Source organism: Bacillus sp. V33-4 (assembly GCF_002860225.1).
Classification (GTDB): Bacteria; Bacillota; Bacilli; order Bacillales; family Cytobacillaceae; genus Bacillus_BJ; species Bacillus_BJ canaveralius.
This window is the reverse complement of the sequence record NZ_PGVC01000054.1, coordinates 51,512-75,941: the sequence shown is the minus strand read 5'-3', so window position 1 is coordinate 75,941 and position 24,430 is coordinate 51,512. Positions and strand designations below refer to the sequence as shown.

Below are 24,430 nucleotides of genomic sequence, written 5' to 3'. Positions count from 1 at the left end.
TCAAAATAAATTTATTTGATTTGAGCTTGACAAATTCGCTTTTATTTAATGCAACGCTAGTGACCGTTTTTACATTCTAAAAATGTGGCGGTCTATTTCTTTAACCTCAGGTTCATCACTGTTAAAACAAGGATATAAAAATTTTGATTTTTAGGAGGAGCCATGAAAAAACTAATTTTGTTATTATTGATAGTTGGCGGCTTAGGCACCGCTGGCTTTCTTGGCTACAATGCGTTCATGGGAATGGCGTCAGATAAAGTTATGGAGCAGGTTGCCAACTCTATTTCAGAGGAGGATGTAAATCAACTTGTTCAAGATCCATCTATTCAACAATTAATTGGTGAAAATGCCGATCTTGCAAATATTGATACTTCCAATCTCCCATTTTCGACAAAAGAAGAAGCACTTAAAACGATTACGAAAGAATTTTCAGTCAAGGAAATAACCGATATTACCTCGACAATAAGCGATGGCATAACAGCTGATGAGCAAACTGAGCTCCTTGAAACGGTTCAGAGCCGATTAACAGAAGAAGAACTGGCCGCTTTGAAAATTATCGCAGTAAAGGAAGCATTGAAAAACCAATAGAGATAAAGGTCAAGAGGGCTCTTGCGCCCTTTTCTTTTTGCCTTTTGTTTCGACAGCATCAAAAAAAACAAGTGAATTTCACTTTCTTTGCCGAACCAAAACTTGTTTTGTCAACTCGATAGGATTTACCTGATAGACAGAGAATATCTTTCTTACAAGGAGGGATCATGATGAATACTACTGCTGTCGCAAAATTATTGGGTGTCTCGTCAAGTACGATTCAGCGCTGGGTCAAACAGTTAGACTTGCATATGCAGCGCAATGACCTCGGTCATTATTCGTTTACGGAAGATGATATCAAGTTGCTTGCCGGCATTAAGGAACAGGTTCAGAACGGGGTGCTGCTTCAGGAGGTAACGGTCACTGTGCAAAGGCCGCGGAAAGGAACCGTTAAAGGCCAGCTAGAAAATAAGGATACAGAAAAGCTCTTGTCTAAAGTAAGCTATTTGGAAAGCAGGCTTGAGGAAAAGGCAGATAATGTTGTCTCCTATCAGCTTCTCCAGCATCGAAGCGAGATTGAAGAGTTACAAAATGAAGTAATGTCTTTAACAGATCGGATCGAGGCCCTTGAGGCGAGTCAAATTCACACTGATCAGCACCATGCACCTGAAAAAAAGCTTGTTTTTGAACAGTCAACACTGTTGAAAAGGCCAAAAAAAAGAAAATTGATCAGCTCGTTATTTGGTTTTTAGCATGCTTAATTGACTGCTTTTTATAACGAAAGTATAAAACGCTTGGACATCTTGCCAAGCGTTTTACATTGTTTTCTTTCCCACAAAATAAAAATAGCCTGTTCTTGTGTGAGAACAGGCTACACCTATCAATGCTAATCGTTTAACGCATCTTCAAAAGGTGCATAAAATTTACCTTTCACCGCGAGCATATCTGTTTCGGATTCACGTTTTTCCCCGTTTACGTCATATACTCCTTCTGGAAAAAAATCAAAATATCCACTAAGCTTATGAAGTTCTACAAAGTGATCGTTCAATTCGTAGAACAATTCTTGGTATGCCTCAAGATCGATGACTTCACCAAACTCGTCCAATTCGAAATTTTCCTTAAGCGCGTCCTCTAGCTCTTCATGATTCGAAGCTGCAACATACAAGTCGACATCGCTGCATTCCAAGCATAGTAATACCGGTTCATCTTTAATTTCTTCATAAGCGTACTTAACCATTTCTTTTAAGATCGCTTCTATTTTATCGTGGTTTTTCAATTGTGTGCTTGTCTTTAACATACTGGGACCTCCATCGTTGTTATCTGTTGTCTATTTACTACTCTATGGAATATGAAAATGTATTATCTTTTATAAGAATTATATCAAAATTAACCGTTTATAGAGGCAGATAATGCATACAGCGTCACGTCGCCGAGAGACACAGTTGAAACATTAGGAACTAAAATAAAACAAATGCATATTATACATAAGGGCAAAATCAACGGATGGCAGGCTTGGAACACGACACCATTTTCTGCACGGTAAGGTTTAAAGCCCATACAAATTATTTTCTGGTTAATATAATACATTAACCCTGACATACTCAGGAATTTGCTAAAAGGAGGATAACAATGGGTTATAATAAAAAAAGCTATTTCTATGATGACAGTGATTGCAGAAAAGATGATTGCTGCGATAAAAAACATCATGACCATGACTGTAAAGATGATCACAAATGCAAAATTAAAGGTTGCATCTGTGAAGAGTTTCGTCGTATAACGCCAGGAAGAACTGTATTTCTTACGATAGATGGCGTTCCTTCAGGACCTTATGTTTTTGCTAAATTCTGTAAGGATGATCATTGTGTAACATTAATATCAGGAGCAGGCGTTACCCCATCAGGAGCTGTATTTATTGTCGACTGTTTTCGTATCGACGCTTTTGCGTTCCCTCCAACCGTATAAAAAAAATATATATATATTTTTTTTAGTCGATCAGGCTGCACGCAGCCTGATTTTTCGCTATGACTAACAACCCCCATATAAGAGATTCTCCAAATTATGCAATCCCCACATAAAAAAGTCAATTTAAAACATTGTGGAGTTTGATTGCTTCTGTTTGCTTTTACACTACATCTACGCATAAATCTGTTCATCATCCATTTATTCTATAGAACAATAGGAGTATTAAACCATACAATGGTATTACGCCAAGCAAATAATAAAAATCGGAGGTCAAAATAAAATAAGTTATGAAGGTACTATATATTCCCTCAGGCTTTCCCGGTATATACTATTTTTTTGATAATTGCATTGTTAATGAACTACGAAAACAAGGCCATATATGCAATAGCTTTAATCATTTCAAAGGTCTCGATTCTTTGATGTTAAATGTTTCAGAATTTGCACCTGAGCTTGTGTTGACTATGACCGGTTTTATCCTGCCAAACGAAATGACCGAATGGTTAAACACCCAACATCTTAAAACGGCTGTCTGGATGACGGAAGATCCATACTACATGGACAGAACGTGCGGGATGATAAATGATTATGATTATGTATTTACGATTGACAGGTCCGCCTTGGAGTGTTATCAAGAAAAAGGACACCCACTTGTATTCCATCTTCCGCTCGGAACGGATCCCCGTACATTTGCTCCTTCAATAACTCCGGACGAACAAGACTTAGAAGATATTTGTCTAGTTGGATATCCTTATCCTGAGCGGATTAAATTAATCGAATTTCTGTTGGAAAATACACAATATACGTTACAAGTAGTTGGAGGGAAATGGGACGAAAAGCTAGGCCACATGACGAAAAATCCTAGATTGAAAATAACTGAATGGAAGCCGCCTCAAGAAGTAGCTCATTATTACAACAACTCTAGAATTATCCTAAACACACATCGTCCCCATGACCTGGCAGAGAATAATAATTCAATGGGCATAATGAATAAAAGTATAAACAACAGGACATTTGATATAGCAGCTTGTGGTGCATTTCAGCTTATTACAGAAGAGCTCGATTTACGCACTTATTTTTCCGCAGAGGAAATCATCTCCTTTGAAGGTAATGAAGAACTCCTGGAAAAGATTCATTTTTATGTAAACCATGATCAAGAACGAAAAAAAATCGCGTTAAAGGCCCGGGAGAATGTGCTTAAACATCACACATTTGCACACCGTATCAAAGAATTGACTGCAATCATACAAGAAAATGAACATCATTTAATCTGACACAGTCCTGAGCTAAATTTATTTCACCAATAGCAATTCAGTTAATTACTTAATAAATTAGTAAGGCAGTCAATCAAGACATATTCTTGAACGACTGCCTTATGAAAGTTATTTAAATGGAAGTTCCCATGTAAAGGATGAGCCTTGTTTAAACAATGAAAACTCTTCTTCACTCATTGGTATGGCATGTTTCAAGGGCAGTTGTAATTTACCCAATGCAATATCGGTTTGCAGGAAGCAAAGCAGGTTATCAAAGCAAATATAAAATTTCCCATTGAATGAAAATAAAATCCCATCCGGCAACATCGTATCCATTGTGATATGTTCTGATAGTTCCGGACCGTCAGGCCACTGGTTTAAATGATTTTCATTCAAAATTACAGTTTTTTGCTTATTAAAACGATATTTCTTAAATGCAGCGTCATTAACGAGCCGCTTTTGACCTTTTTGGATGTAATAAATTGAATGATTGGTTCGAGACTGGACGAGAATTTGGTTTGGAAGCTTTTCTTCACATACAGGTATTCCTTTATCATAACTAAACAAGACAGGGTCAGGGATTTCCACGATCGTGTTAAACTTTAAGCGCTCAAACAATTCGTTAGAAATAAGCCGAAGCTTTTGTTCATCAATTAAATATAATTCTTCCTTTAATCCCTTTACCACTGTACCATCCGGGATTACTTTAGGAAGCAAAGCGCTTAAATTTTGATAGCTTTGCGGTGTTTTTTTTGTTATATCAAGTACTTTCTGGATCGGGTAAAAAGGCGCAAATTCGTTTAAACGCGTCCAAAATACAGCATCAGCGTTAAACCAATATTTTGGATCCACATCCCAATGAGTCCCATATCGGGAGAAAACTTTTTCCGCAATATTTCTTGTATGCATCACTGAACAATGATCCACCATATTTGCTGCACGGGTTAATACCTCCGTTGCTGTCAGTTCAATCTCAAAATTCACTTTATGGTTTTTATTCAAGTGTTGCATTTTTTGACTGGAATAGACAATCTCTACTGTTGGATTTTTGTTAAAAAAGTCAAGCATAACCTGTAAACGGTTTGGCATATAGACGGTATCATCAGTTAGATAGCTGATATATTTTCCGGTGGTTCGCGGGATAGCCTGGTTAATCAGTACCGCATACCTTGTCGTTTGAAATCGCTTGTTGTCATCAATGCCGCTGTTCATATAGAAAATTCGAGGATCTCTGAGGTATGAATGAAGAACTTGGGATGTATCTTCATTAGAATTATCATCCATAATGAACAATTCCCAGTCTTCTTCCGTCTGCTGCAACACGCTCTCTATCGATTCAGCAACATAAAGGGGCTTATTATAGCTTGTAAGTATGATAGAAACCTTTGTCATAGGCCACTCTCCCATTATCCAAGCAATTGTTGATATCCTTCAAGAACAAGTTTGGCGACATTCGTCCACTGGAATTGTTGAACTCTCTCAAAGCCCCTATTCACAAGTGTATTTCTGATCTCTGCATTTGTTAAAAGATGTTCCATACCTTGTGCAATATCGTCAATACTTTTCGGATTAATCAAATATGCTGCCTCACCCGCTATCTCTTTTAAGGCAGAACTGTTTGAGGTTAAAACAGGAACACCGCAAGCCATTGCTTCTAAAACAGGAAGCCCGAAGCCTTCATACAGGGACGGAAAGGCAAATAATTCTGATCCTTTGTATAACTGGATTAATTCTTCATTGGAAACAAATCCAGTGAATAACACATCGTCAGTCACGTTAGCTTTTTTTATATTTAATTTGATAAAGAATCTTTGGTCTTCGGGGATATTCCCTGCAATAATGAGCTGGAATTTACTCTTTAGTCGATGGTTTACCTTTGCAAATGCCGCAATTAACCGACCCAGGTTTTTACGGTAATCACAGCCGCCAACATATAATATGTATGGCTTTGTTGATCCATTCCAAGTAGTAGCCGATAATATATTTTCATCAGAAAAATGCTCGCATAGCGCCCCGTAGATCACTTTTATTTTTTCAGGTTTAATATTAAGTTTTTCAACAGCATCTTTTCTAGTTGTATCTGAAATAACAAAAATCATGTCGCAGGATTTAACAAACTCGATGTTTTGCATATAATGCTTTTTCATGTGGGGCAATGGCAAATACTGATTTTCAAATAACAAAGGGATGATATCATAAAGGGTAACTGCTAATCTTGCATTTCCGAACCAATTTCTTTGTAAAGCATGCGAGTTATAATAATCAAATGTGCTGTTTATATGGTAAAGTTCAATGTTATTCTGTGAAATAAATGCTTTCAATTGTCTGCTCAAGTCTTCTGTGTTCGAAGAATTCGGCCGAAAATAATAATAGCTATAGTCTTTACTTAATGGTTGTATTGCTTTTATTAATTGCCTTGTATAAACACCTACTCCTCTATTGTTAGCCGGTGTTAGCGCAAACGCCATATCAAAACCGATCTTCAAAATTGTTCCTCCTTGGTTGATTAATATTTAGCAAACCTTATAACTTTTGGAAGGTAAGGGTGCGTACAATCTGAAGAGTCGTTAGTTGGAGAATGAAAATAATGTATTCAAATGCTATCCACCCTCAGAACCACTCGACATACGTATTTATCTCCTAAATTGTATGAACTTCCAAATAATGTCGCGCAAATAAAAGAAGGTCCTTTTATTGCAGGACCCATTACAAATTATATAACCACTGTTCATAAATATTTTTTAATGTCTGCTCTAGTTGCCTTTTTGGCCGCCAATTAGTATCTTTTATTATTTTATTTGGATCCCCAACTAATTTTTGAATTTCAGAGGTCCTTATTTTTTCAGGATCAACCATTACTTCTATATTTACATTTGAAAAAGATAGAAGGATATTTAATATATCTCGAATGGAAGCCCCTTCTCCGGTACAAACATTATAGATTTCCCCTGCTTTTCCATAGCGCCCTAGATGATAATAGGCATCTGCAATATCTTCTACAGCCGCAAAATCCCTGATCGTGTCAAGATTTCCCACATTCATTGTGTTATCTTTCGTATTTCGTTTATTAATCACGGCTATTTGGTGCGCAAAATCTGTTGTAACAAAACCCAACCGTTGCCCCGAACCTATGTGGTTAAAAGACCTGGCATGAATAACATTCAAACCATAAAATTTAAAGTACATTTTAGCAAGCATGCTTACCATACTTTTGCTTATTCCATATGGATTGACAGGAGATAGTGGTATCCCTTCATGAACTTTCTCGATACCATCAGGTACAATACCATACTCCTCTGATGATCCTACGGTAATGATGCGTATTTTGTCGTCCACTTTTCTAACCGCTTCAAGTAAATGAATGGTACCTGTCACGTTGCCTTCAATAACAGCCTGTTTATTTTCCCATGAATCTTTCACACTGCTAAATCCAGCCAAGTGAAATACATGTGTAGGGTTAATTTTTTCCATAAGCCTAATGATTTCCCACTCTGATAAAAAACTTATCTTAAAGATGTTTTTTTCAGGATAATCTGCTCTGGAGGTGCCAAATACGTCAGCCTTATCCTTTAAATACTCCTCCAAATGTTTGCCAACAAAACCTTTGATCCCAGTAATTAAAACCTTCATTTAATTTCTCTATATTTTTGTACATCATGATCAACCATCATTTTTATCAAATCCTCAAAAGAAACTTTTGGTGTCCATCCTAATTTTTCTCTTGCTTTTTTTGAATCACCAAGCAGCAAATCTACTTCAGCTGGTCGCAGAAAATCAGGATCTTGCCGGACATAATCTTCCCAATTCAAGCCGACATGATCAAAAGCAATTTCGACGAGACGACGAACGGTGTTGGTTTCACCTGTTGCAATTACAAAGTCATCCGGATGATCATTTTGGAGCATGAGCCACATCGCTTTGACGTAATCACCTGCAAATCCCCAGTCTCTCTTGGCATCCAGATTCCCTAGACGAAGCTCTTTTTGCAGACCGCATTTTATTTTGGCCACCCCGTCTGTGACTTTGCGTGTCACAAACTGTATTCCTCTTCGGGGCGATTCATGATTGAATAAAATCCCTGAACATGCATACATATTAAAGCTTTCCCGGTAATTGACCGTTATCCAATGACCGAATACTTTTGCAACACCGTATGGACTTCGTGGATAAAATGGCGTGGTTTCTTTTTGCGGAGTTTCTATCACTTTACCAAACATTTCAGAACTGGAAGCCTGATAAAAACGTAGGTCTGGGTTTACTTGACGAATAGCTTCCAGCATGTTCACAACACCCAAGCCTGTAATTTCGCCAGTGTAGATTGGCTGTATCCATGAATCTGCAACAAAAGACTGGGCTGCCAGATTATAGACTTCATTAGGCCTTGCCAACTTGACAGCCTGAATTAAAGATGCCAGATCAGACAAATCACCTGAAACAAACTCAAATTCATTCAAAATATGTTTAATATTTTCATAATTTTGCGTTGCGGTTCTCCTTTTCAATCCGTAGACCTTATACCCTTTTTCGAGAAGAAGTTCAGCTAAATAAGAGCCATCCTGTCCAGTAATTCCGGTTATTAAAGCTCTCTTCATGACACCACCTCCCTTTAAAAATACTTACTGTATTATTTATGCGGTTATCATGAAATGATATTACAAACTAATTTACAATTAAAATTTAAAGAAGCTCCAGCTCATTCAGACGGCTCTTCATTAACTGCCCTGACTTTTTTGGTGAAAAGTGTTTTTGCATCGTATCCTTTCCTCGTGCAGCCGTTTTGCTGCACCATACCGGATCCTCAACCACTTTTTTCATGTAATATGCTGCATGATCTATATCAGGATCCGCCCAGAATTGCTCTGCTTTATAAGGTCCCCAGTCTTGCCCGACCCTCTCCAGCTCATATCGCACCAGACAGGAATTCGTTTCGTTCATAAACTCCATATTTCCAGACCAACCGGTTGCGATTACTGGTTTGCCACAAGCCATTGCTTCGGCTAAAGGCAACCCGAATCCTTCCGAGCGATGGAGGGAAACGAGGCAATTGGTAACATTCATTAATGCATTAATTTCATTGCGATTCATTACTTTATCAATGATATAAATATTTTTATAATCGCCTATTTCTTTCTTTAATTGCTCCAGTTCTACAGATCGATCGATTTGACTGTTGTTGATCTTGATAATTAGTCCTACTGAGGATTCATCTTTTGCGAAGGCCATTTTAAAGGCTGAAATCACCCCTTGGGGATTCTTTCTATGTGGCGAACTATTTGGATCATACATCATCAGAAAAAGAAATCGATTATCCGGCAGCATAAAATATTTGCGGCCAATAGTTTGAGAAGCATGGTTATCACATAGTCCATGAGGGATTTTTACAACGGGAACCTGGGATTTTTTCGAAATGGACTCAAAGATAAACGTAGATGGTGCCCATACTTCATCTATCATTTTAAAACTTGCAGCAAACTCATCTGGAAATTCTGGAAGTTCCCAATGCCATACAGCAATGTTATAACGGTTTTCTAATAATCGGCGGTTTAATATGTCGTATCGAAAAGCAATTTCCAGCTGGTCGGCGTTAATATGAAATATATTGGTATTGAAAAGGGGTTCTTTTATTTCTTTGTGAGCCCACGTCAAATCTTCTTGTCTAGCAGCGCAAACCGGGTAGTTGATGATGCCAAATGGAATATCAACGTTTTCCAATGAGTTTGCTGCTAAACGACAAGATTCACCTACACCCAATTCGGCTCTAATATATCCGAATAGGTTAACACCACCGGACATTCGGCTTCCCCCCAGTTGGCAAGTCAATATTGTAAGGAGTCACTACATTTTGCGAACTTCCTTTAGACAGCTGGTTACAATCGTTAACTAAATCCGATTTAAACTTAATATCGGCACTCTGATTTTGGAAAATGGAGGAGAATAAGCCAGGAGTCTTATTTCAACATTTTGCAAATCCTTTTCTATCATGACCTGTTGTTCGCAATTACTAGTAGACTGAAATTCGTATTTGAATAAAGTATTTTTTGCAAAATCATCCACCACATCCAGGATAAATTCCCCCTCGGTTTCTACTTCCAGTTTTGCCCTTAGTTCATATTTACCTGCCGGTAAAGTAATATAAGGTCCAAAGAATAAATAAGTTGGATTGCTGATATGAAACCACCCATTGCTGTCATAGACACTTCCAAAAAAGAAATTGCTGAAATATAGATTATTGATTAACCCAGCCGATTGATAAATCAATTCTTCTTTCATTCCATTTTCAATTGGATAGTCCTCTGGTGCATTTCGGTATATTTCAATAAAGGCAATTCCATTTGCGAACGGAAAGGGTTGATTAAAGCGTGTATAGGAAAGTTCTTCCTTAGTACACTGTTCCCAGATTTGTCTTGGATTATTTAGTGACAAGTCCATGTCACTCTTTTTAAAAAATGAAATCGTGACATCATTTTCAGGCAATAGATATTTAGTAAACAACAATTGCAGGTACTTATCTCCAAACTGTATCAGCCATCCAAGATCGGATAAGCAGCCAAACGGTACTGAAATTATTGCCTTTCCATTCACTTTTAGTAAATTGTAAATTTTTACGATCGCTTTTAAAGGCGCTTCATGGTCTTTCAATTGGCTGGATTCCCCGTAAGCTCCTGTTGGATCTGTTGATTGTCCAATATGTTCTACAGTTGATATGGAAATAATGGCATCGTATTTATCCTCCGGATGAAAGTCCATTAAATCTAAGTTTAGAACATTTGCAGCCACTTCAAATTTATCAAGAATATCTCTTTGCACTATGTTCGCGGCAGTTTCATAACTAGATAGGACATGCCCCACCTCTAATATTCGCCCCGTTTTATTTTGTTCAAGAAAGTCCAAGCCAATTGGTACTTCTATTGCCCTCTCGGAAATATTATTAATGGGAATTTTGTTATAACTAAACTTTTTATCTTTAAAAAAAAAAGAATCACTAAAATTTGCTGTAGAGAAGAGACTCATAACATTAAACCTCCGTGATAAATTCTATTTCGCTTCCAAGTCCACAGAATGATAGCATTAAGCTTTGCTAGGTGAATCAGTTCCTTAAGAGATGAAGAAACTAAATATTTATAAAGCTAGATTCTGTTTCATTACTTTCGCTATTTCATTTATTGAGTATTTATGATCAATCATTTCTTTCGCGTTTTTGGCTATTTTTAGTCTTTTTTCTTTATTTCGATAAGCATCTCTCATTGTTTTTCTGACATTTTCCACCGGAACTTTTGCCCATTTGTGGCCCATGTATAAAAGCGGGCGATTTATCATAAGATTTATGTCCACTGGTTCCAATTCGTCCAATGGCTGAATAAGAAAAGTATTCTCATCATTCATAAATTCGTTGGAACCACTCCAGTTGATCGATATCACCGGTTTCCCCATAGCCATCATTTCCATTTGTGGCATTCCCCATCCGCAGGCTCTGTCTGTGGAGATGTAACAAGTACAACTTGAATATAAAGAGAGCAATTCGTTTTCTGGCATTTTTTCATTTATGATCAAAATACTTGGAATGTTATTTTTAATTGGTATATAGGAGCGGATGATTGCTTCGGCATCAATATCATTTTCATGTACATATGTTTTAATAATCAGAGTTACATCGTCGTTATCCGTGAATTCTTCGCAAAAACTGTTTATCAATAAATCAAAGCCTTTTCTGTAATCAAATTGGCAAGTATATAGAAACGTAAATGTCTTAGGAGTTGTCGAAAAAGAATATGGCTCAAAATTCTTATCGTATTTCTGCACATCGATTCCGTATGGCATAACTCTAACTTTTGTTTCATCGACTCCTGACTCAGTAAAAGTATGATAATTAAAGGCTGTTGGTACCCATATTTCGTCCATTTGATTGCATAAACTAACCCAGTAATCCGGAATTTTATCGGTTTCAAAGATAGTAATACCTATTTTTTTATTAAATCCTGTTGTATTAAAACGCGCAAAATCGTCTGGAGTGCTATGGATCACCATAACCGGGTCTGTCCCTAAATCAGAAATTGGACGGTGAATGCTGCCGATTAAGTCTCGATCATCTTGCGCTATTTCCTTATGAATTTGGCCTAGATTATGGATATGAACTGGAATATTTAATACTTCCAACATTTTTAAATAGTTTCTGGATACAGTGCCATAACCACCTCTATCAGATACGTATCCTGCCCAAAAAACTCCAGTTGGAAGTGGCAAATCTTCATCCCTCCCTGCTTTAAGCCCTACCATGATGTAGCCTCAGTTAAAATCAGCGCTAGTTGACATACATGTCTGTATAACACGATAAAATCTGTGAGGCAACATTTTCCCAATTAAATTTAGCGGCAAGTTTAGGTCCTTCTTGCTTATATCTTTCCAATAATTTTGACTTCGTCAACATGTTATATATACCCTCTGAAATTTCTTCAATACTTTCAGGATTTACCTTATAGCACGCGTCATTAGCTATCTCATTAAGTGCCGAAGTGTTTGATGTGAGCACCGGGGCACCACAAGCCATCGCCTCTATAATCGGCAAGCCCAATCCCTCATAAAGTGATGGAAATATGAACAGACTCGAATTGCTATACAGGTTGATAAGCTCTGCCTTTGGTACATACCCGGTATATATCAATTGATTTTCAATTCCCTGTGCAGCTGCAAGCTGCAGTATCTTCTGTTTTTCTACTTCAGAAAAAAAACCGGTCATGACAAATTGATATTGAGTTTCAAGTTTATGATTTATTATTGCAAAGGCATGTAGTACGCGTTCCAAATTTTTTCTAAATTCCATGCCTCCGATAAATAGAATATATGGTTGGTTTACCTGATTGTTAAGCTTCACATCTGAATCTTTGTTTATCTGAAAAAATTGTCGGTCAATTCCCCCGTATACAACAGAGATTTTCTCGGAATCCATATCAAAGTATTTAACCCCGTCTTTTTTGGTCGTCTCGGATATGGCAAATATAGTATCGCAATTCTTGATAAAATCCATAATATACAAAAATTTATTTTTAACAATCGGATCACTTAAATAAATTTCAGGATAGATCAAGGGAATGACATCGTAAAATGTAACAGCCAATTTTACATCTCCAAACCATTCGCGGTTAAGTAGCTCATTATGGTTGAATAAATATTCAACCGGACTCGTTACATGATAAAGGTCGATAGAATTATTAGTTAGAAATGATTGTAGTTTGTTTATTTGAATAGATGTATCTTGGTAAGGATCAGGTGAAAAGAAAAATATTGAATGGGTCTTATTAAGCCGCATAATATTTTCGATCATATTTCTGGTATAGTCTCCAATTCCCCTAAAATTTGAAGCAGATGAAGTGTAAAAAGTATCAAAAGCTATATTCAATTTAACACCTCTTAAACAATCATTTATGCGGTCGTATGATTGTGATATGATACAATTCTTCGAATTGCCATTTGTCATCAAACACTATCTGAATTTTTCTTTTGTATAATCAGACCGATAGAGGTTGATACATATTGTTCGAGTAGCAATCTTAAATGAATTTCACTCGTATAAGGTGGAACATCAACAAAACTTTCAATGTTTCCTGTACCGGCGGTATAATCAACTTCGATTGAATGGCCATCTTCCCTTAAATCATTTACTAAAGATTCAATGTCTTTCTTTCTAAGAATAACTGTAGCTCCGGATTCAATCGTATGTTCATTTGAAGATAAATTAAACTCTGTGGTGTGAACAGCTACGCCTCCAGGCTTGAGGCAGTGCATCTGGTTCATAATGAATCGTTTGCTTCGTTCAATCGTTCCTAAATGTTCAAATGAGCAAGAAGACCATGTAAAATCATATTTATTATTATGCTGCTTTTGATCAATTTCATTCATATCCATAAACTCAAAAGTGACAAGCTTGCTAAATTGCTCCGGTTCACATAATTTTCGTTCGTTCAAGTCCTCAAGATTATTAGAATGTTGATTAGAATCAACCCATCCTAAAAGTTTGGCAATCTGAAAATCTATGTCTGTTGCGACTACTTCACAACCACGTGATGCGAATAAAGAAACCAAAGGTTCTTTTCCTACTCCAAATCCAAGCCCTTTCTTACCTTCCTTTAGCATACCTCTTTCAGTTAATGCTTGTGTTATAAAACACCACTCCCATAGCTTTCTGTGATAATGAACAGCTATTTGAAGTTCTTCACAGCAGTTTAAGAACCATTCTTCATTAAAATGCTTTTCTTTACATAGCTGGGATATCAACAATGCAATCATCACCTCATCGTAATAACATCTTTTTTGTTTCTGTATTTATCTATGCGTAAAATATAGTTAATGGAACTAAAAATCCATTTATTTAGATTGGAACCTTTTCTAATATATTGTAAATATTCAAGCTGTTCATCGAATAGTGTCTGTGACTGCTTTGTCTAATTAGGTTTCATACCTACTATAAAAGTGTCACCTACATCTGCATCCAAACCACCATCAAGTATATCAAAACCAATTTGTGCAAAAGCATTTCCGAGCCACATTAAAGGATATGGTCTCACATGTGAAGAGCTAAGCCAGAAAACATTCTCGTGGACATGTTGTGCAGCGAAATTCGGTGTAATTATCGTAACGATACCACCCTTTTTTAGGGATTCATAAAATAGAACTAATAATTCAATAGCCCTCCTGCTGTCAAGGTGCTCTATTAAATGTGCATTAAAAATTCCTTCAAATATTTCCTTATTCGTCTGCTGATCTAAAAATTCAAATACATTTTCCTTCCTGGCATTGAAACCTTTTGCTGTACACGAGTTCACAAAATCCTCTTCTAAATCAAGCCCTAGAATGTCGATTCCCAGTTCACTTGCAGCCCGCAGGAAAGATCCTTGACCACAAGCAACATCCAGAACAGGTTTTTTTCCCAGATAATAACGAACATATTTTCTCTGATAATCATATGCAACCGATTCATTGCCGACGAAACCATTATCAATCCTGCTGAACAGTTTTTCAAAGCTGACCTTATCCATCTTCATAGAATCAACTCCCCTTGATGGAGTTTTATCCGACTTTTCAGTTTATAACTTTTATAATGTACTCTATCCCCGTTATATTCATTAAATCTTGTACTGGTGTTATTAACTACAGTGTACAAAGGTCGTTTTTTGCGAGAATCCCCCTCTAAATTAGGTTTAACAATTGCCTGCACGTTGACTGATACACCTTTAAATTCGCCTCGGCATGTTAATCAGAGTGTGACGTAAATTATTTTATTTTTGCGTTTTTTTCTTTAAAACAATATCATAAAACCATTTCCACTCTTTTCCATATAGATCATAATCGCTTAATATTTGATCCTTGTTGATGTTTGAGTCATGTGCAGGGTGTTTTAGAGGGTTTATATAGGAGATTTCAGATAAATTGCTAAGGACACCTTCTATTTCTGTTTTGGAAGTGCCATTTTGCAATAAATGGTATGGAGAGTATTCGATTATAACAATTGACTCATGATTAATCATTGGTAAACTTGCCTTTAAAATGTCAAAATCGGCGCCTTGAGTGTCGATTTTTATTAAATCAAAATACGATGGCTTCTCATCACCATAAGATTGATCAAAAAAGTCAATAGGTGTTACCATTGGTACCCGATATGGCAAACGTTTAAAGTTTCCCAATACATTATCAGGGGATATTGGTGTTGCGCTTCGGTGATCACCAAAATTTATATCACTTCGATAAAAATCAATAAATCGTGGCTCACTTCCTAAAGCATAATTAAAACCCACCTTTCCCAATTTATACAACCATTCATATTCTGCATAACTACTCCACTGTTCTTTGTATCCCTGTGCGCCGCCGGTTATTAGAACCTTCTTAGCCACCATTCTTCACCTTATTAGTACCAAAATAAAACAATTCGCCGCATGAAGATGTGTGCCAGCGTCAATCCAACAGCCTTTTAAAAAATCATAGCTTAAATGCTTCTTAATATACATTTTTTATTCACGCCTGAAATTTCCAGTTCTCCCCGTTCCGATACGGTTGTATTAGCAATATATTCGAAAACTGAGGAACCATACATATATATTCCGACAACACAAAAATTGGATTTGTGATGAACAGGATTTTCCTCAATAGAGATAATGCTTTTATTATCTGTACCTATATAAGCGATGCCATATCGTTCCGGATCTATTACATGCTTAAGTAATACTTTTGCACCTTTTTCCTGCTTGCGAAAACATTCAAGGTACGGAACCAACGAATCTTCGAATAAATTGTCTCCAAGAATAACAATAAATTTCTCTCAAAACATGTCATGATAAACGCCATTTTTTACCCACAATATTTCAGTAATTTCCGCCTCTTTTAAAAAGAACCCACTTTTGAAACCCAGTAGAGCTATATATTCGCCAAGGTAAGTTTTTGTACCAATAGAAAAAACCCTCTGGTACGAGGGTTTTTTTCATACTATAAGTATTTAATTCTTTAATACTAGAAATCTGGAAAAATATAAAAAGAGAACTCGTTATTTTTAATATATCCGAACTCCGTTTTTTTAGTTTCTCGTCAGTTTCAAATCTATATGGATGGGGCCTGGAAATGCCACTACTTCTTCGACAGTGGTTGGCTCCAGAACTCCGGTATGAGCAACCTTATAAAAATTGAATCCCCGATCAGCGAACTTTTGCAGGCTAACTTTTGGATCATGGCCAACCCAGAGAGTCGGTGCGTACTCTAAAAAGATTTGAATGTTATCACTTTCATCTACAATTTTTATGACATCATCCATGATAAGAGGCTCGGATCCATCAATATCAATCTTCATCACATCAACTTGTTGTGGTGGGAAATATTCTGAAAAAACAACTGTTTTCATTTTCACCTCTTTTTGATACTGAGATCCCGGGTTGATGATGGTGGCCCCCCCGCCGTCCGGAACGTATAGAATAACTTCTTCGTTTTTGTTGGATAACCCTACTTGATGGATTGTAGCATGGTTGTAACCATTTATTAACAAACTTCTCCTTAAATTATCAAAGTGGGCAGGGTTAGCTTCAAAAGCATGCACTTCTCCGGTAGGACCAGTCAATAAACTTGCGAGAAGAGTATAGTAACCACAATGTGCTCCAATATCCAAAACTTTCATCCCTGGCTTAACAGTTTGAAAAAAGTTAGATGTAAGCCCATGCTCCCAAAAACCATGTAACATAATATGAGCCTGCACAATATCTCTTGGATCTAAATAAATTACAGGGGTATAGATTAATTTTGTTAAAATGGTGTTATCACCTATATAAATGATCGGTCTTTCCATAATATTGTTGCCTCCCTTGTTGCTATATGCTAGTTTTCGGACCCAGAAGTTTCTGAATAAAGTCATTTTTGTTGATCACTGATTAAATTTATAACAGTGGCATATCCTGAGCAGCCGGTAATGATCGATGCAACTTATGTTACTTATGATTACTGCTCGTTGATGTTTAAAAGCTCATCATAGAAATTTTTATTTGCCTGTCGCAACCGGTCAACATCATTAATTAGTTTTTTCAACTGTTTAATCATCGGATTCTCTTGTTCTGCGGATTGTTTAGAAGAATTTCCGCCAGATATGCTATGGTTTAGCATTAGGTACAGCAATAAATAAGTGACTATTCCACTATTGTCGAAATTTATTACCGTCTGTGCAGTAGGGATGCTGATAGAGTCTTTGTTGGCATTTTCCATATATTGCTTAAGCAACGCTTCAATGAGTTTCCTTATTTCTTCATGGTCTGAAGAAAACAAAATATCCCTCCTCTTAGAAGCTTATATTTATCGAATTCAAAGACGGCATCCCTTCGTTTATATCCCTCACGTAAACATGTCCTTCCACATTTATGTAGCCGCTGGCTTCATTTTGAAAACGGATCTGAAAGTTGGAAAAAGACAAGGTCTGGTCGGGATCAATTTGTTCTGCCCCAGTGGGTGTAAACCAATATTCCATAGCTTCATTTTCGTTTTTATTCTCCACAAGCTTCCATTGGAAATTTTCGATCTTTATATGCTGAGTTGGCATGATGTATTTACCCGAAAAGTCAAATGCATGATCCGATTTTATTTTAAGTACGAATTTAGGATTATAGAGAGGGGATGGGGAGTGATTTATAATATTAAAGTTACCATATATTGTATGCTTTCCGTTTGCGTTGTTATCTAAAATAATGGAATAACTGAAAAAAGGCAAGAGCCGTTTTGCCGAAGATCTTTTTACTGATAATAATTCTCTGACCTTTGCCTTAAATGCTTCACTCTCGCCTTTCATGAGGTTTATCTTGCTTTCCAATTCATTAACCAGTTCGTTTATCATTAACACCACCTTTGCATAAAAAATAAAGAGAGGAAATCATCCTCTCTCTACATTATGCTATACCTTGATTACTCATTACTGTATTCATATTCATATTCGCATTCATCGCCAGGGAAGACGATATTGCACTGTTTCGGAATCTTTGGTGTTGGACACTGCTCCGTCAGGATATCTCTTGGTTGACAGAAGGCTGCAAATAACTCTACAGTTACATCCGCAACCGTTTGAATGCTCTGGCATACATTTAAAGTAAGGTCTACACCTAATAATTCATCCTTTTTATCGTCGCAATCCAACCTTACAGTACATTCACTATCGGCAAGTTTCACCATTAGTCGTGTCCCCTTTGGTGCACAAAGGAAGAGAGACTCCGACATTTCTATCGTGATTGGCTTGGATATTTCCACAAATGGAGTCTTGCCAATGATTCCGCTAAACTCAATAACAGCGCACAACTTCTTAGTGAAAGTAACTCGCTGCAGTTCAACCAGGTCTTTACCAATGATAAAAGGACGGTCGTCTCTCTCACCAATTTCCTCTACTTTGATCCCAGAATTGTAGCCTAGTGGATGACCGGTTTTAGGATCTACCAAAATACAACGCGTTTTTAAATTTCTTGCCTTGCATACATCGGTATCTAAATGGAGAGCATCTGCGGGAACGCATTTTGACATCGCAGACTGTAATATCACCCAATCATAAACTTTTTCAGTATTTATACACAAAAGTTCATCGTCATGCTCAGCAGGATTTTGCATATGATCTACTCCTTATCTTATTTTCGATATAGTACAAAATACGCTGGCATTCCCTTTGAGTGACATGTTTCTATTCAAAATCAGGAAAATGGGCTGTTATACCATACTACGCGAATAACTACTGTCACAGGCCCAAAAAAAAAACATACAATACATTATAAAATGAACTAACGGGGGAAAGGTGTATGTCCAAACAGCATGTGCAAGATGATATCGATAAATTGTTGTACCAATTAAAAACGTACAAAAAAATAATTAAAAGCTATCAGGAAAATGACACAACCCAGGAGTATTTAGATACTAGAAAAAAATTAGAAAGTGAAATGAAGGAAAGAGAACTTGACCAACAGAGATACAAAGAGTTAATGAAAAAGTTCAAATCCAATTCAGAAAAACTCAAGTCGACTGAAGAAAAATACGATGAATTAAAAGAAAAATTCGAACGTAAGATTGAGGCAAAAGAAAAAAAGTATGATGAATTAAAAGCAGCCTATGAAAACCAGAAAAAAGAATATCAACAGTTAAAGACTACTTTTGAACAGCAGAATAACGTTGTTCGCCGTCAACAGCAAATTGATACTGAAGAAGACAAGACGTCTTCAGCCGAACTACAAAGACAGAATACGGATGCGGAACAACGACCAAAAAAACATTTGCACACTCCGCTTGATCTAGTAAGGATGTCAAAACAAAATGAAATGCAAACCATTACTCCAAAGCGGGTAACCTTCAGGGACATTCAGCGCAATCTGCAACAAATAAAATGTAAATAAACAAATGAAGTTTAAATCAAATCAATTTACCATTCTGTGCATGAGAATTCGCTTCTTCAATAAATGGATGGCTGTATAGCGAAGTAAAGATTAAATTCATAACAATCCTCCAGCCATCTATTACATATTTCTATTGCAAAGAAAAAGCTACCCCCATGACAAAGGTAGCTTTTGATAAGGAGTATAAAACTGAGCATGAGCGAAACCTAGGCAGTTTATGACTGGATTATAGTCCCAGCGTAAAATTGCCATTAGCATAAGGAGCATCCCGAGACACCAGCGATGGATTCACAGTATGAACACTACAGTCCGCAAATCCAAATTGTTAGAATAAAACATTTGCATAGGACATTCTAGTGATGCCTTAAATAAATTCAATCACCGTCGTAGTGATCGTCTTTAATAAATTTGCAAATCAGCTTCTTCTTTCGTTTTGGATGTTTCTTTTTCGGTTTACATGGATAGTGATGATCTTTCTCCACATACAATTCGACATCGAAATGCTTCACGTAATAATGTTTCTTGTCATCATGTTTCTTATCATAGTATTTTTTATCGTAGTCGTCATATTCTTTTTTATCGTAATCATCATAGCCATCATAAGATTTCTTATCGTAGTCATCATAAGATTTCTTATCATAATCGTCATACTTATCATAATGTTTTTTATCGCAATCGCAATCATAATACTTATGATCGTCATAACACATATAAATTCACTTCCCCTTTTTTCATAAATTTAAGATATCCCTTGAATATTTCCACACCGACGAAAACACACAATCCTGAATGAAGTTGTTAGCTGCTTGGTTGTACATGAGTTTCGATTGTTGCCACTACTTACATTCAATCAGTGTCGTAATGATCATCTTTAACAAACTTGCAAATCAGCTTCTTTTTTCGTTTTGGATATTTCTTTTTCGGTTTGCAAGGATAGTCATGATCATGGTCAAAATATACTTCCAAGTCAAAATACTTTACGTCGTAGTGTTTCTTGTCGTAATCATAGTGGTGTTTTTTGTCGTAGTCGTCGTCGTCGTAGTCTTTCTTATCATGCTTATCATCTTCATACCACATATGCTTTCACCTCCCTGTTGTGTATACTTCAAGATACGCAGGAGGTGTACAAGCCGAAGCGGCTGTTATCACTAAGGAAATAGCTCATTTTTTAATTTAGGATTTCAAATAGATAAAATGTTTCTATATACGTTTAAACTCTTCACATTAACGTTTTTCTTCTGATAAATTCAATTAGTTTAATAATCAATAAAAATAGGTATTTGCAATCATGATGAATGCCGTTTCAGCCTGTACATCAACTGCGTACGGTAAAGTATACAAAACAGGAGGTGAAATCAAATGTGGTTTGATAAATATGAAGTATCCAGAAAGAAAAAATACAGTTGTCCATGTTCTGAAAAGCATTATGAAGATTGGGACGATGAATACGAATACGATGAAGACTATGATGAGGATTATGATGAACCGAAAAAGAAATGTTCAAAGCATAAACCAAAAAAGAAGAAATTGATTTGCAAATTTGTTAAAGATGATTATTACGATAGCTATTGATTGTATTAATGTGCCGTGTAGTCATGTTGGGTACTGGCAGGAATTCTGAACTATAAATTGGTGTTCACTTTTGGTACCTAAAAGCATTAACTTAATTGTCGAAAGTTTATGCTCATGCTCAGTTTTATAGTCTTTTAAGCTACCTTATTCAGAAAGGTAGCTTTATTTGCCGTTATATGTTATTGAGGATCATAACAAGCTGGCAAACGAGTCCTTGTTACATGAATGGCTTCACTGGTGATCTTTGCTGAATTAATAAGCAAGTTCATAAAATATAAAAATGGATGGAGGAATCGAAATTTATGATCATTTCCCTTCGATTCTCCCACCCATCCTGTCAGTGGCAGGCGGATCAATATCCCAGTCAATATTTTATATTTTTCAATTTTCAAGGTTACTTTGAATGTCTCTGAAAGTGATCTGCTTTGCTGTTTGCATCCCATTCTGTCGAGACATTCTGGTTAAATCCAGCGGAGTTCGCATCTGCTTTTTTGGCCATTTATCCTCAACCATATTGGGTCCGTCTGTTTCCGATGGAGCCGTAATTTCTTCCGTATCAATATGGTCCGGAAGGCTAACACCGGTTTTCTGCTGGTCAGAAGTTGCCTTAAACTGTTCATATTCTTGCTTCTGCATTTCATAGGATGCTTTGGTCTCCTCATATTCTTGTTTTTGCTTCTCATACATTGCTTTGATCTCTTCATGCTCTTGTTGCTTCTGTTCGTATGAGTGTGTTAACTCTTCGTATTTTTTCTCGTTCGCCTCGAGTTTCTCTGAGTTGGTTTGCAGCTGTTTCAATAATTTTTCATATCTCTTTTGTTCGAGCTGTCGCTCCTTCATTAAACTTGTTAATTTTTTTTTCATATCCAGATAATCCTGGGTTGCATCATTTTCCTGATAGCTTACAATTATTTTTTTGTACGTTTTTATTTGATGTAGCATCTTGTCGATCTCATCTTGATCATAGTGTTTGGACATATATCTTTCCCTCCGTTTAAACTTTTATAGAGTATTGTATGTTTTCAGTTTAGGGCCGTGACAAAAGTTATTAGTAAAGCATAGTATATCAGCCCATTTTCCTGATTTTGATTAGAAACATGTCACTCATAAGGAGAGGTTGCCATATTTTGTACTATATCGAAATTCAAATAGAAGTAAGGAGTTGATCATATGGAAAACTCTGCTGAGTATGACGATGAGCTTTTGTGTATAAATACCGTAAAAGTTTATGATTGGGTGATTTTACAGTCTGCAATATCAAAATGCGTGCCCGCGGATGCTCTCCATTTAGATACCGATGTATGCAAGGCAAGAAACTTAAAAACGCGTTGTATTTTGGTAGATCCTAAGACCGGTTATCCTCTAGCCTATAATTCTGAAATCAAGATAGAGGAAACTGGTAAGAGAGACGACCGTCCTTTCATCATTGACAAAGATCTGGTTGAGTTACAGAGGGTCACGTTTACCAAAAAGCTATGCCTAGTTATAGAGTTTAGCGGAATTATTGACAAAGTTCCTTTTGTAGAAGTATCGAAGCCGATCACGATAGAAATGTCGGAGTCTTTATTCCTATGTGCCCCCCGTGGAACAAGATTAGTTGTAAAACTTGCCGATAGTGATTGTACAGTAAGGTTAAATTCTGACGATGAAAAAGATGAGTTATTAAGTGTAGACCTCACCCTGAATGTTTGCCAGAGCATTCAATCGGTGACGGATGTAACGCTAGAGCTATATGCTGCATTCTGCCTGCCGAGAGATATCCTGACGGAACAGTGTCCAGCTCCAAAAATTCCGAAACAGTGCAACAGCGTCTTCCCGGGCGACGAATATGAATATGAATACCATACTGATTGATGAAGAGTAAAGCAGTAAAAAGAGAGGAATAGTTCCTCTCTTTTTCTATAAGTGAATGAATTTCATAAAGCAATCCTTTAATTGAAAAACGAACAGTTTTTAAAATTAAGATAGTTTTTTCGTTTCCTACGGCATTCTCTGTTTATTGAGACAACTTCATTCGTTTTTCGGTTTTACCTTAATACATTGTGAAAATTTACTCGAGTACAAAATTTGTTGCGAAATGGACACTGATCTTGGTACACAAGCTAATTACGAAAGTAAAACTTACATATAAGAAACATTCAGAGAATTACAAAACAAGGAAATTTGCCAGGTTAGATCCGGATGGCTCATCTCAGCAAACGAAACGAGGGTTAGAAGCTTTCTTATGATTCGACCACCAATGCATCATCAGGCCTTCGGACCAAACTCAGGCAGGCAGATATTAAGTTTAGAGAAAGAGTTGTGCGCGCAGTTGCATTCCAGGCATTATTACGGACTAAACGCAACAAAATTTATTTTTCTACAATCAGCGATTGTAACAGTACCTGTACTGCTGACGAATGTTGCGCAATGATTGCCTTTGCAAAAATTCGCATTAATAACAGGCAACGATACACCATTAAATCCTAATGTGACACCTGTTCCTGGAGCGGTCTTACGCAGTACATCGCAGGCGCATCCGTTTGAACTATAACAGCCCATTTTTCACACCTCCTATAACTTGTCCACCCTTGCTTTTATGCTCTTAACAGAAGGGATAATTTATAATATGAAAAAAATCTATAACTTGATTGGGTATTACACAAAAAAATCAGGCTGCAGCAGCCTGATGGATTAAAAAAAATATATATATATTTTCTTTATACGGTTGGAGGGAATGCAAATGCATCGATTCGAAAACAGTCGACAATAAATACAGCGCCTGATGGGGTAATGCCTGCTCCTGTTATCAGAGTAACACAATGATCATCCTTACAGAACTTAGCAAAAACATAAGGTCCCGAAGGCACGCCATCTATGGTTAGAAATACAGTTGTTCCCGGCGTTATACGACGAAACTCTTTACAGATGCAACTTTTAATTTTGCATTTGTCATCATCGTCTTTGCAGCCACAGTCATGATCTTTTTTATGGCCGCAATCTTTTTTGTGACCCCAGTCATCATCATGGAAATAGCTTTTTTTACCGTAACCCATGGTTATCCTCCTTTTATCGAAATTCCTGAGTATGTCAGGGTTAATTTATTATATTAATACGGATAAAATTGTGTATGGGCTAAAAACCTACCAGTTAAGAAAATGGTTTACTGTTCCAAGCCCGGTGTGATTTGATTCACCCCGAAGTACCTCTAAGCATGATATGCATTGAGTCTATTTTAGTTCATCGACTACAAGTCAT

The 24,430-nt window shown here is 36.7% G+C and carries 29 protein-coding genes; 7 read left to right on the top strand and 22 right to left on the bottom strand.

Going from position 1 to position 24,430, the window contains the following annotated elements:
• The first annotated feature begins 162 nt into the window (after positions 1 to 162).
• Both CVD23_RS18405 and CVD23_RS18400 read left to right on the top strand, forming a co-directional pair.
• Positions 163 to 588: a hypothetical protein gene (locus CVD23_RS18405; RefSeq protein WP_101578588.1), complete on the top strand. Its 426-nt coding sequence runs from the start codon at positions 163 to 165 to the stop codon at positions 586 to 588.
• A 170-nt stretch (positions 589 to 758) separates the two neighbouring features.
• A complete protein-coding gene (locus CVD23_RS18400; RefSeq protein WP_101666784.1) occupies positions 759 to 1,280 on the top strand; it encodes a MerR family transcriptional regulator in 522 nt (173 codons plus the stop codon).
• Positions 1,281 to 1,414: 134 nt separating this feature from the next.
• Here the strand turns inward: CVD23_RS18400 and CVD23_RS18395 are convergent, their stop codons facing one another.
• Positions 1,415 to 1,825: a hypothetical protein gene (locus CVD23_RS18395; RefSeq protein WP_101578586.1), complete on the bottom strand. Its 411-nt coding sequence runs from the start codon at positions 1,823 to 1,825 to the stop codon at positions 1,415 to 1,417.
• Between the two features lie 332 nt (positions 1,826 to 2,157).
• Between CVD23_RS18395 and CVD23_RS21680 the strand changes: the two genes are divergently transcribed.
• A complete protein-coding gene (locus CVD23_RS21680) occupies positions 2,158 to 2,490 on the top strand; it encodes a hypothetical protein (protein ID WP_125928558.1) in 333 nt (110 codons plus the stop codon).
• Between the two features lie 419 nt (positions 2,491 to 2,909).
• Complete coding sequence (locus CVD23_RS18385; protein WP_180955723.1) at positions 2,910 to 3,761, top strand: CgeB family protein; 852 nt, start codon at positions 2,910 to 2,912, stop codon at positions 3,759 to 3,761.
• Positions 3,762 to 3,869: 108 nt separating this feature from the next.
• Here CVD23_RS18385 and CVD23_RS18380 read toward each other — a convergent pair whose 3' ends face one another.
• The 16 genes from CVD23_RS18380 to CVD23_RS18305 form a co-directional block, all read right to left on the bottom strand.
• A complete protein-coding gene (locus tag CVD23_RS18380) occupies positions 3,870 to 5,132 on the bottom strand; it encodes a glycosyltransferase family 2 protein (RefSeq protein ID WP_101666781.1) in 1,263 nt (420 codons plus the stop codon).
• 14 nt (positions 5,133 to 5,146) lie between these two features.
• Positions 5,147 to 6,226 carry a glycosyltransferase family 4 protein gene (locus CVD23_RS18375; protein ID WP_101666780.1) on the bottom strand — a complete coding sequence of 360 codons (1,080 nt, stop codon included), beginning with the start codon at positions 6,224 to 6,226 and terminating at the stop codon, positions 5,147 to 5,149.
• A gap of 220 nt (positions 6,227 to 6,446) precedes the next feature.
• Positions 6,447 to 7,370: a GDP-mannose 4,6-dehydratase gene (locus CVD23_RS18370; RefSeq protein ID WP_101666779.1), complete on the bottom strand. Its 924-nt coding sequence runs from the start codon at positions 7,368 to 7,370 to the stop codon at positions 6,447 to 6,449.
• The gene (gene gmd, locus CVD23_RS18365) at positions 7,367 to 8,332 is read right to left on the bottom strand and encodes a GDP-mannose 4,6-dehydratase (protein WP_101578580.1); all 966 of its coding nucleotides are present in this window, start codon (positions 8,330 to 8,332) and stop codon (positions 7,367 to 7,369) included. Before gmd ends, CVD23_RS18370 begins: the two co-directional genes overlap by 4 nt.
• Positions 8,333 to 8,417: 85 nt before the next feature.
• Complete coding sequence (locus tag CVD23_RS18360) at positions 8,418 to 9,533, bottom strand: glycosyltransferase (protein ID WP_101666778.1); 1,116 nt, start codon at positions 9,531 to 9,533, stop codon at positions 8,418 to 8,420.
• Between the two features lie 87 nt (positions 9,534 to 9,620).
• The gene (locus CVD23_RS18355) at positions 9,621 to 10,751 is read right to left on the bottom strand and encodes a hypothetical protein (RefSeq protein ID WP_101666777.1); all 1,131 of its coding nucleotides are present in this window, start codon (positions 10,749 to 10,751) and stop codon (positions 9,621 to 9,623) included.
• A gap of 108 nt (positions 10,752 to 10,859) precedes the next feature.
• Positions 10,860 to 12,014 (bottom strand): glycosyltransferase family 4 protein, encoded by a 1,155-nt coding sequence (locus CVD23_RS18350; RefSeq protein WP_101666776.1) that lies wholly within the window; start codon positions 12,012 to 12,014, stop codon positions 10,860 to 10,862.
• Positions 12,015 to 12,039: 25 nt separating this feature from the next.
• On the bottom strand, positions 12,040 to 13,134 hold the full coding sequence (locus CVD23_RS18345) for a glycosyltransferase family 4 protein (RefSeq protein WP_180955722.1): 1,095 nt from the start codon (positions 13,132 to 13,134) through the stop codon (positions 12,040 to 12,042).
• Positions 13,135 to 13,211: 77 nt separating this feature from the next.
• A complete protein-coding gene (locus CVD23_RS18340) occupies positions 13,212 to 14,021 on the bottom strand; it encodes an SAM-dependent methyltransferase (RefSeq protein ID WP_257988591.1) in 810 nt (269 codons plus the stop codon).
• A gap of 155 nt (positions 14,022 to 14,176) precedes the next feature.
• Complete coding sequence (locus CVD23_RS18335; RefSeq protein WP_180955721.1) at positions 14,177 to 14,770, bottom strand: class I SAM-dependent methyltransferase; 594 nt, start codon at positions 14,768 to 14,770, stop codon at positions 14,177 to 14,179.
• A 240-nt stretch (positions 14,771 to 15,010) separates the two neighbouring features.
• A complete protein-coding gene (locus CVD23_RS18330) occupies positions 15,011 to 15,622 on the bottom strand; it encodes an FkbM family methyltransferase (protein WP_180955720.1) in 612 nt (203 codons plus the stop codon).
• Positions 15,623 to 15,714: 92 nt separating this feature from the next.
• A complete protein-coding gene (locus CVD23_RS22925) occupies positions 15,715 to 16,032 on the bottom strand; it encodes a sugar phosphate nucleotidyltransferase (RefSeq protein WP_374702649.1) in 318 nt (105 codons plus the stop codon).
• A gap of 267 nt (positions 16,033 to 16,299) precedes the next feature.
• Positions 16,300 to 17,058: an FkbM family methyltransferase gene (locus CVD23_RS18320; protein WP_180955718.1), complete on the bottom strand. Its 759-nt coding sequence runs from the start codon at positions 17,056 to 17,058 to the stop codon at positions 16,300 to 16,302.
• 149 nt (positions 17,059 to 17,207) lie between these two features.
• Positions 17,208 to 17,528: a hypothetical protein gene (locus tag CVD23_RS18315; protein WP_101666770.1), complete on the bottom strand. Its 321-nt coding sequence runs from the start codon at positions 17,526 to 17,528 to the stop codon at positions 17,208 to 17,210.
• 13 nt (positions 17,529 to 17,541) lie between these two features.
• Entirely contained in the window at positions 17,542 to 18,090 is a 549-nt protein-coding gene (locus CVD23_RS18310) for a hypothetical protein (protein WP_101666769.1), read from the bottom strand.
• 68 nt (positions 18,091 to 18,158) lie between these two features.
• Positions 18,159 to 18,848, bottom strand: coding sequence for a hypothetical protein (locus CVD23_RS18305; RefSeq protein WP_101578569.1), 690 nt, complete (start codon positions 18,846 to 18,848; stop codon positions 18,159 to 18,161).
• 185 nt (positions 18,849 to 19,033) lie between these two features.
• Here CVD23_RS18305 and CVD23_RS18300 point away from each other — a divergent pair, with 185 nt between their 5' ends.
• Positions 19,034 to 19,621: a hypothetical protein gene (locus CVD23_RS18300; RefSeq protein ID WP_101666768.1), complete on the top strand. Its 588-nt coding sequence runs from the start codon at positions 19,034 to 19,036 to the stop codon at positions 19,619 to 19,621.
• A 374-nt stretch (positions 19,622 to 19,995) separates the two neighbouring features.
• Here CVD23_RS18300 and CVD23_RS22085 read toward each other — a convergent pair whose 3' ends face one another.
• Both CVD23_RS22085 and CVD23_RS18290 read right to left on the bottom strand, forming a co-directional pair.
• Positions 19,996 to 20,331 carry a hypothetical protein gene (locus CVD23_RS22085; RefSeq protein ID WP_180955717.1) on the bottom strand — a complete coding sequence of 112 codons (336 nt, stop codon included), beginning with the start codon at positions 20,329 to 20,331 and terminating at the stop codon, positions 19,996 to 19,998.
• 136 nt (positions 20,332 to 20,467) lie between these two features.
• Positions 20,468 to 20,698: a hypothetical protein gene (locus CVD23_RS18290; RefSeq protein ID WP_101666767.1), complete on the bottom strand. Its 231-nt coding sequence runs from the start codon at positions 20,696 to 20,698 to the stop codon at positions 20,468 to 20,470.
• Positions 20,699 to 20,980: 282 nt separating this feature from the next.
• On the opposite strand from CVD23_RS18290, the gene CVD23_RS18285 reads away from it, so the two are divergent.
• Complete coding sequence (locus tag CVD23_RS18285) at positions 20,981 to 21,193, top strand: hypothetical protein (RefSeq protein WP_101578566.1); 213 nt, start codon at positions 20,981 to 20,983, stop codon at positions 21,191 to 21,193.
• Between the two features lie 381 nt (positions 21,194 to 21,574).
• Here the strand turns inward: CVD23_RS18285 and CVD23_RS18280 are convergent, their stop codons facing one another.
• Positions 21,575 to 22,171, bottom strand: coding sequence for a hypothetical protein (locus CVD23_RS18280; RefSeq protein WP_101578565.1), 597 nt, complete (start codon positions 22,169 to 22,171; stop codon positions 21,575 to 21,577).
• Between the two features lie 192 nt (positions 22,172 to 22,363).
• Here CVD23_RS18280 and CVD23_RS18275 point away from each other — a divergent pair, with 192 nt between their 5' ends.
• Positions 22,364 to 23,047 (top strand): hypothetical protein, encoded by a 684-nt coding sequence (locus CVD23_RS18275; protein WP_101666766.1) that lies wholly within the window; start codon positions 22,364 to 22,366, stop codon positions 23,045 to 23,047.
• 474 nt (positions 23,048 to 23,521) lie between these two features.
• Here CVD23_RS18275 and CVD23_RS18270 read toward each other — a convergent pair whose 3' ends face one another.
• Together CVD23_RS18270 and CVD23_RS18265 are read right to left on the bottom strand one after the other, a co-directional pair.
• Positions 23,522 to 23,734, bottom strand: coding sequence for a hypothetical protein (locus tag CVD23_RS18270; protein ID WP_101578563.1), 213 nt, complete (start codon positions 23,732 to 23,734; stop codon positions 23,522 to 23,524).
• Between the two features lie 158 nt (positions 23,735 to 23,892).
• On the bottom strand, positions 23,893 to 24,228 hold the full coding sequence (locus CVD23_RS18265; RefSeq protein WP_101666765.1) for a hypothetical protein: 336 nt from the start codon (positions 24,226 to 24,228) through the stop codon (positions 23,893 to 23,895).
• Between the last annotated feature and the right edge of the window lie 202 nt (positions 24,229 to 24,430).

What these genes read in the sequence shown, in the direction of transcription:
- CVD23_RS18385 (WP_180955723.1), top strand. Translation starts at nt 2,910, where the DNA reads ATGTTAAATGTTTCAGAATTTGCACCTGAGCTTGTGTTGACTATGACC.
- gmd (WP_101578580.1), bottom strand. Translation starts at nt 8,332, where the DNA reads ATGAAGAGAGCTTTAATAACCGGAATTACTGGACAGGATGGCTCTTAT.
- CVD23_RS18305 (WP_101578569.1), bottom strand. Translation starts at nt 18,848, where the DNA reads ATGCAAAATCCTGCTGAGCATGACGATGAACTTTTGTGTATAAATACT.
- CVD23_RS18320 (WP_180955718.1), bottom strand. Translation starts at nt 17,058, where the DNA reads ATGGAAAGACCGATCATTTATATAGGTGATAACACCATTTTAACAAAA.
- CVD23_RS22085 (WP_180955717.1), bottom strand. Translation starts at nt 20,331, where the DNA reads ATGTGTTATGACGATCATAAGTATTATGATTGCGATTGCGATAAAAAA.
- CVD23_RS18290 (WP_101666767.1), bottom strand. Translation starts at nt 20,698, where the DNA reads ATGTGGTATGAAGATGATAAGCATGATAAGAAAGACTACGACGACGAC.
- CVD23_RS18310 (WP_101666769.1), bottom strand. Translation starts at nt 18,090, where the DNA reads ATGATAAACGAACTGGTTAATGAATTGGAAAGCAAGATAAACCTCATG.
- CVD23_RS18275 (WP_101666766.1), top strand. Translation starts at nt 22,364, where the DNA reads ATGGAAAACTCTGCTGAGTATGACGATGAGCTTTTGTGTATAAATACC.
- CVD23_RS18360 (WP_101666778.1), bottom strand. Translation starts at nt 9,533, where the DNA reads ATGTCCGGTGGTGTTAACCTATTCGGATATATTAGAGCCGAATTGGGT.
- CVD23_RS18285 (WP_101578566.1), top strand. Translation starts at nt 20,981, where the DNA reads ATGTGGTTTGATAAATATGAAGTATCCAGAAAGAAAAAATACAGTTGT.
- CVD23_RS18300 (WP_101666768.1), top strand. Translation starts at nt 19,034, where the DNA reads ATGTCCAAACAGCATGTGCAAGATGATATCGATAAATTGTTGTACCAA.
- CVD23_RS18400 (WP_101666784.1), top strand. Translation starts at nt 759, where the DNA reads ATGAATACTACTGCTGTCGCAAAATTATTGGGTGTCTCGTCAAGTACG.
- CVD23_RS18370 (WP_101666779.1), bottom strand. Translation starts at nt 7,370, where the DNA reads ATGAAGGTTTTAATTACTGGGATCAAAGGTTTTGTTGGCAAACATTTG.
- CVD23_RS18405 (WP_101578588.1), top strand. Translation starts at nt 163, where the DNA reads ATGAAAAAACTAATTTTGTTATTATTGATAGTTGGCGGCTTAGGCACC.
- CVD23_RS18340 (WP_257988591.1), bottom strand. Translation starts at nt 14,021, where the DNA reads ATGATTGCATTGTTGATATCCCAGCTATGTAAAGAAAAGCATTTTAAT.
- CVD23_RS18395 (WP_101578586.1), bottom strand. Translation starts at nt 1,825, where the DNA reads ATGTTAAAGACAAGCACACAATTGAAAAACCACGATAAAATAGAAGCG.
- CVD23_RS18335 (WP_180955721.1), bottom strand. Translation starts at nt 14,770, where the DNA reads ATGGATAAGGTCAGCTTTGAAAAACTGTTCAGCAGGATTGATAATGGT.
- CVD23_RS18350 (WP_101666776.1), bottom strand. Translation starts at nt 12,014, where the DNA reads ATGGTAGGGCTTAAAGCAGGGAGGGATGAAGATTTGCCACTTCCAACT.
- CVD23_RS18380 (WP_101666781.1), bottom strand. Translation starts at nt 5,132, where the DNA reads ATGACAAAGGTTTCTATCATACTTACAAGCTATAATAAGCCCCTTTAT.
- CVD23_RS18265 (WP_101666765.1), bottom strand. Translation starts at nt 24,228, where the DNA reads ATGGGTTACGGTAAAAAAAGCTATTTCCATGATGATGACTGGGGTCAC.
- CVD23_RS18270 (WP_101578563.1), bottom strand. Translation starts at nt 23,734, where the DNA reads ATGGGCTGTTATAGTTCAAACGGATGCGCCTGCGATGTACTGCGTAAG.
- CVD23_RS18355 (WP_101666777.1), bottom strand. Translation starts at nt 10,751, where the DNA reads ATGAGTCTCTTCTCTACAGCAAATTTTAGTGATTCTTTTTTTTTTAAA.
- CVD23_RS18280 (WP_101578565.1), bottom strand. Translation starts at nt 22,171, where the DNA reads ATGTCCAAACACTATGATCAAGATGAGATCGACAAGATGCTACATCAA.
- CVD23_RS21680 (WP_125928558.1), top strand. Translation starts at nt 2,158, where the DNA reads ATGGGTTATAATAAAAAAAGCTATTTCTATGATGACAGTGATTGCAGA.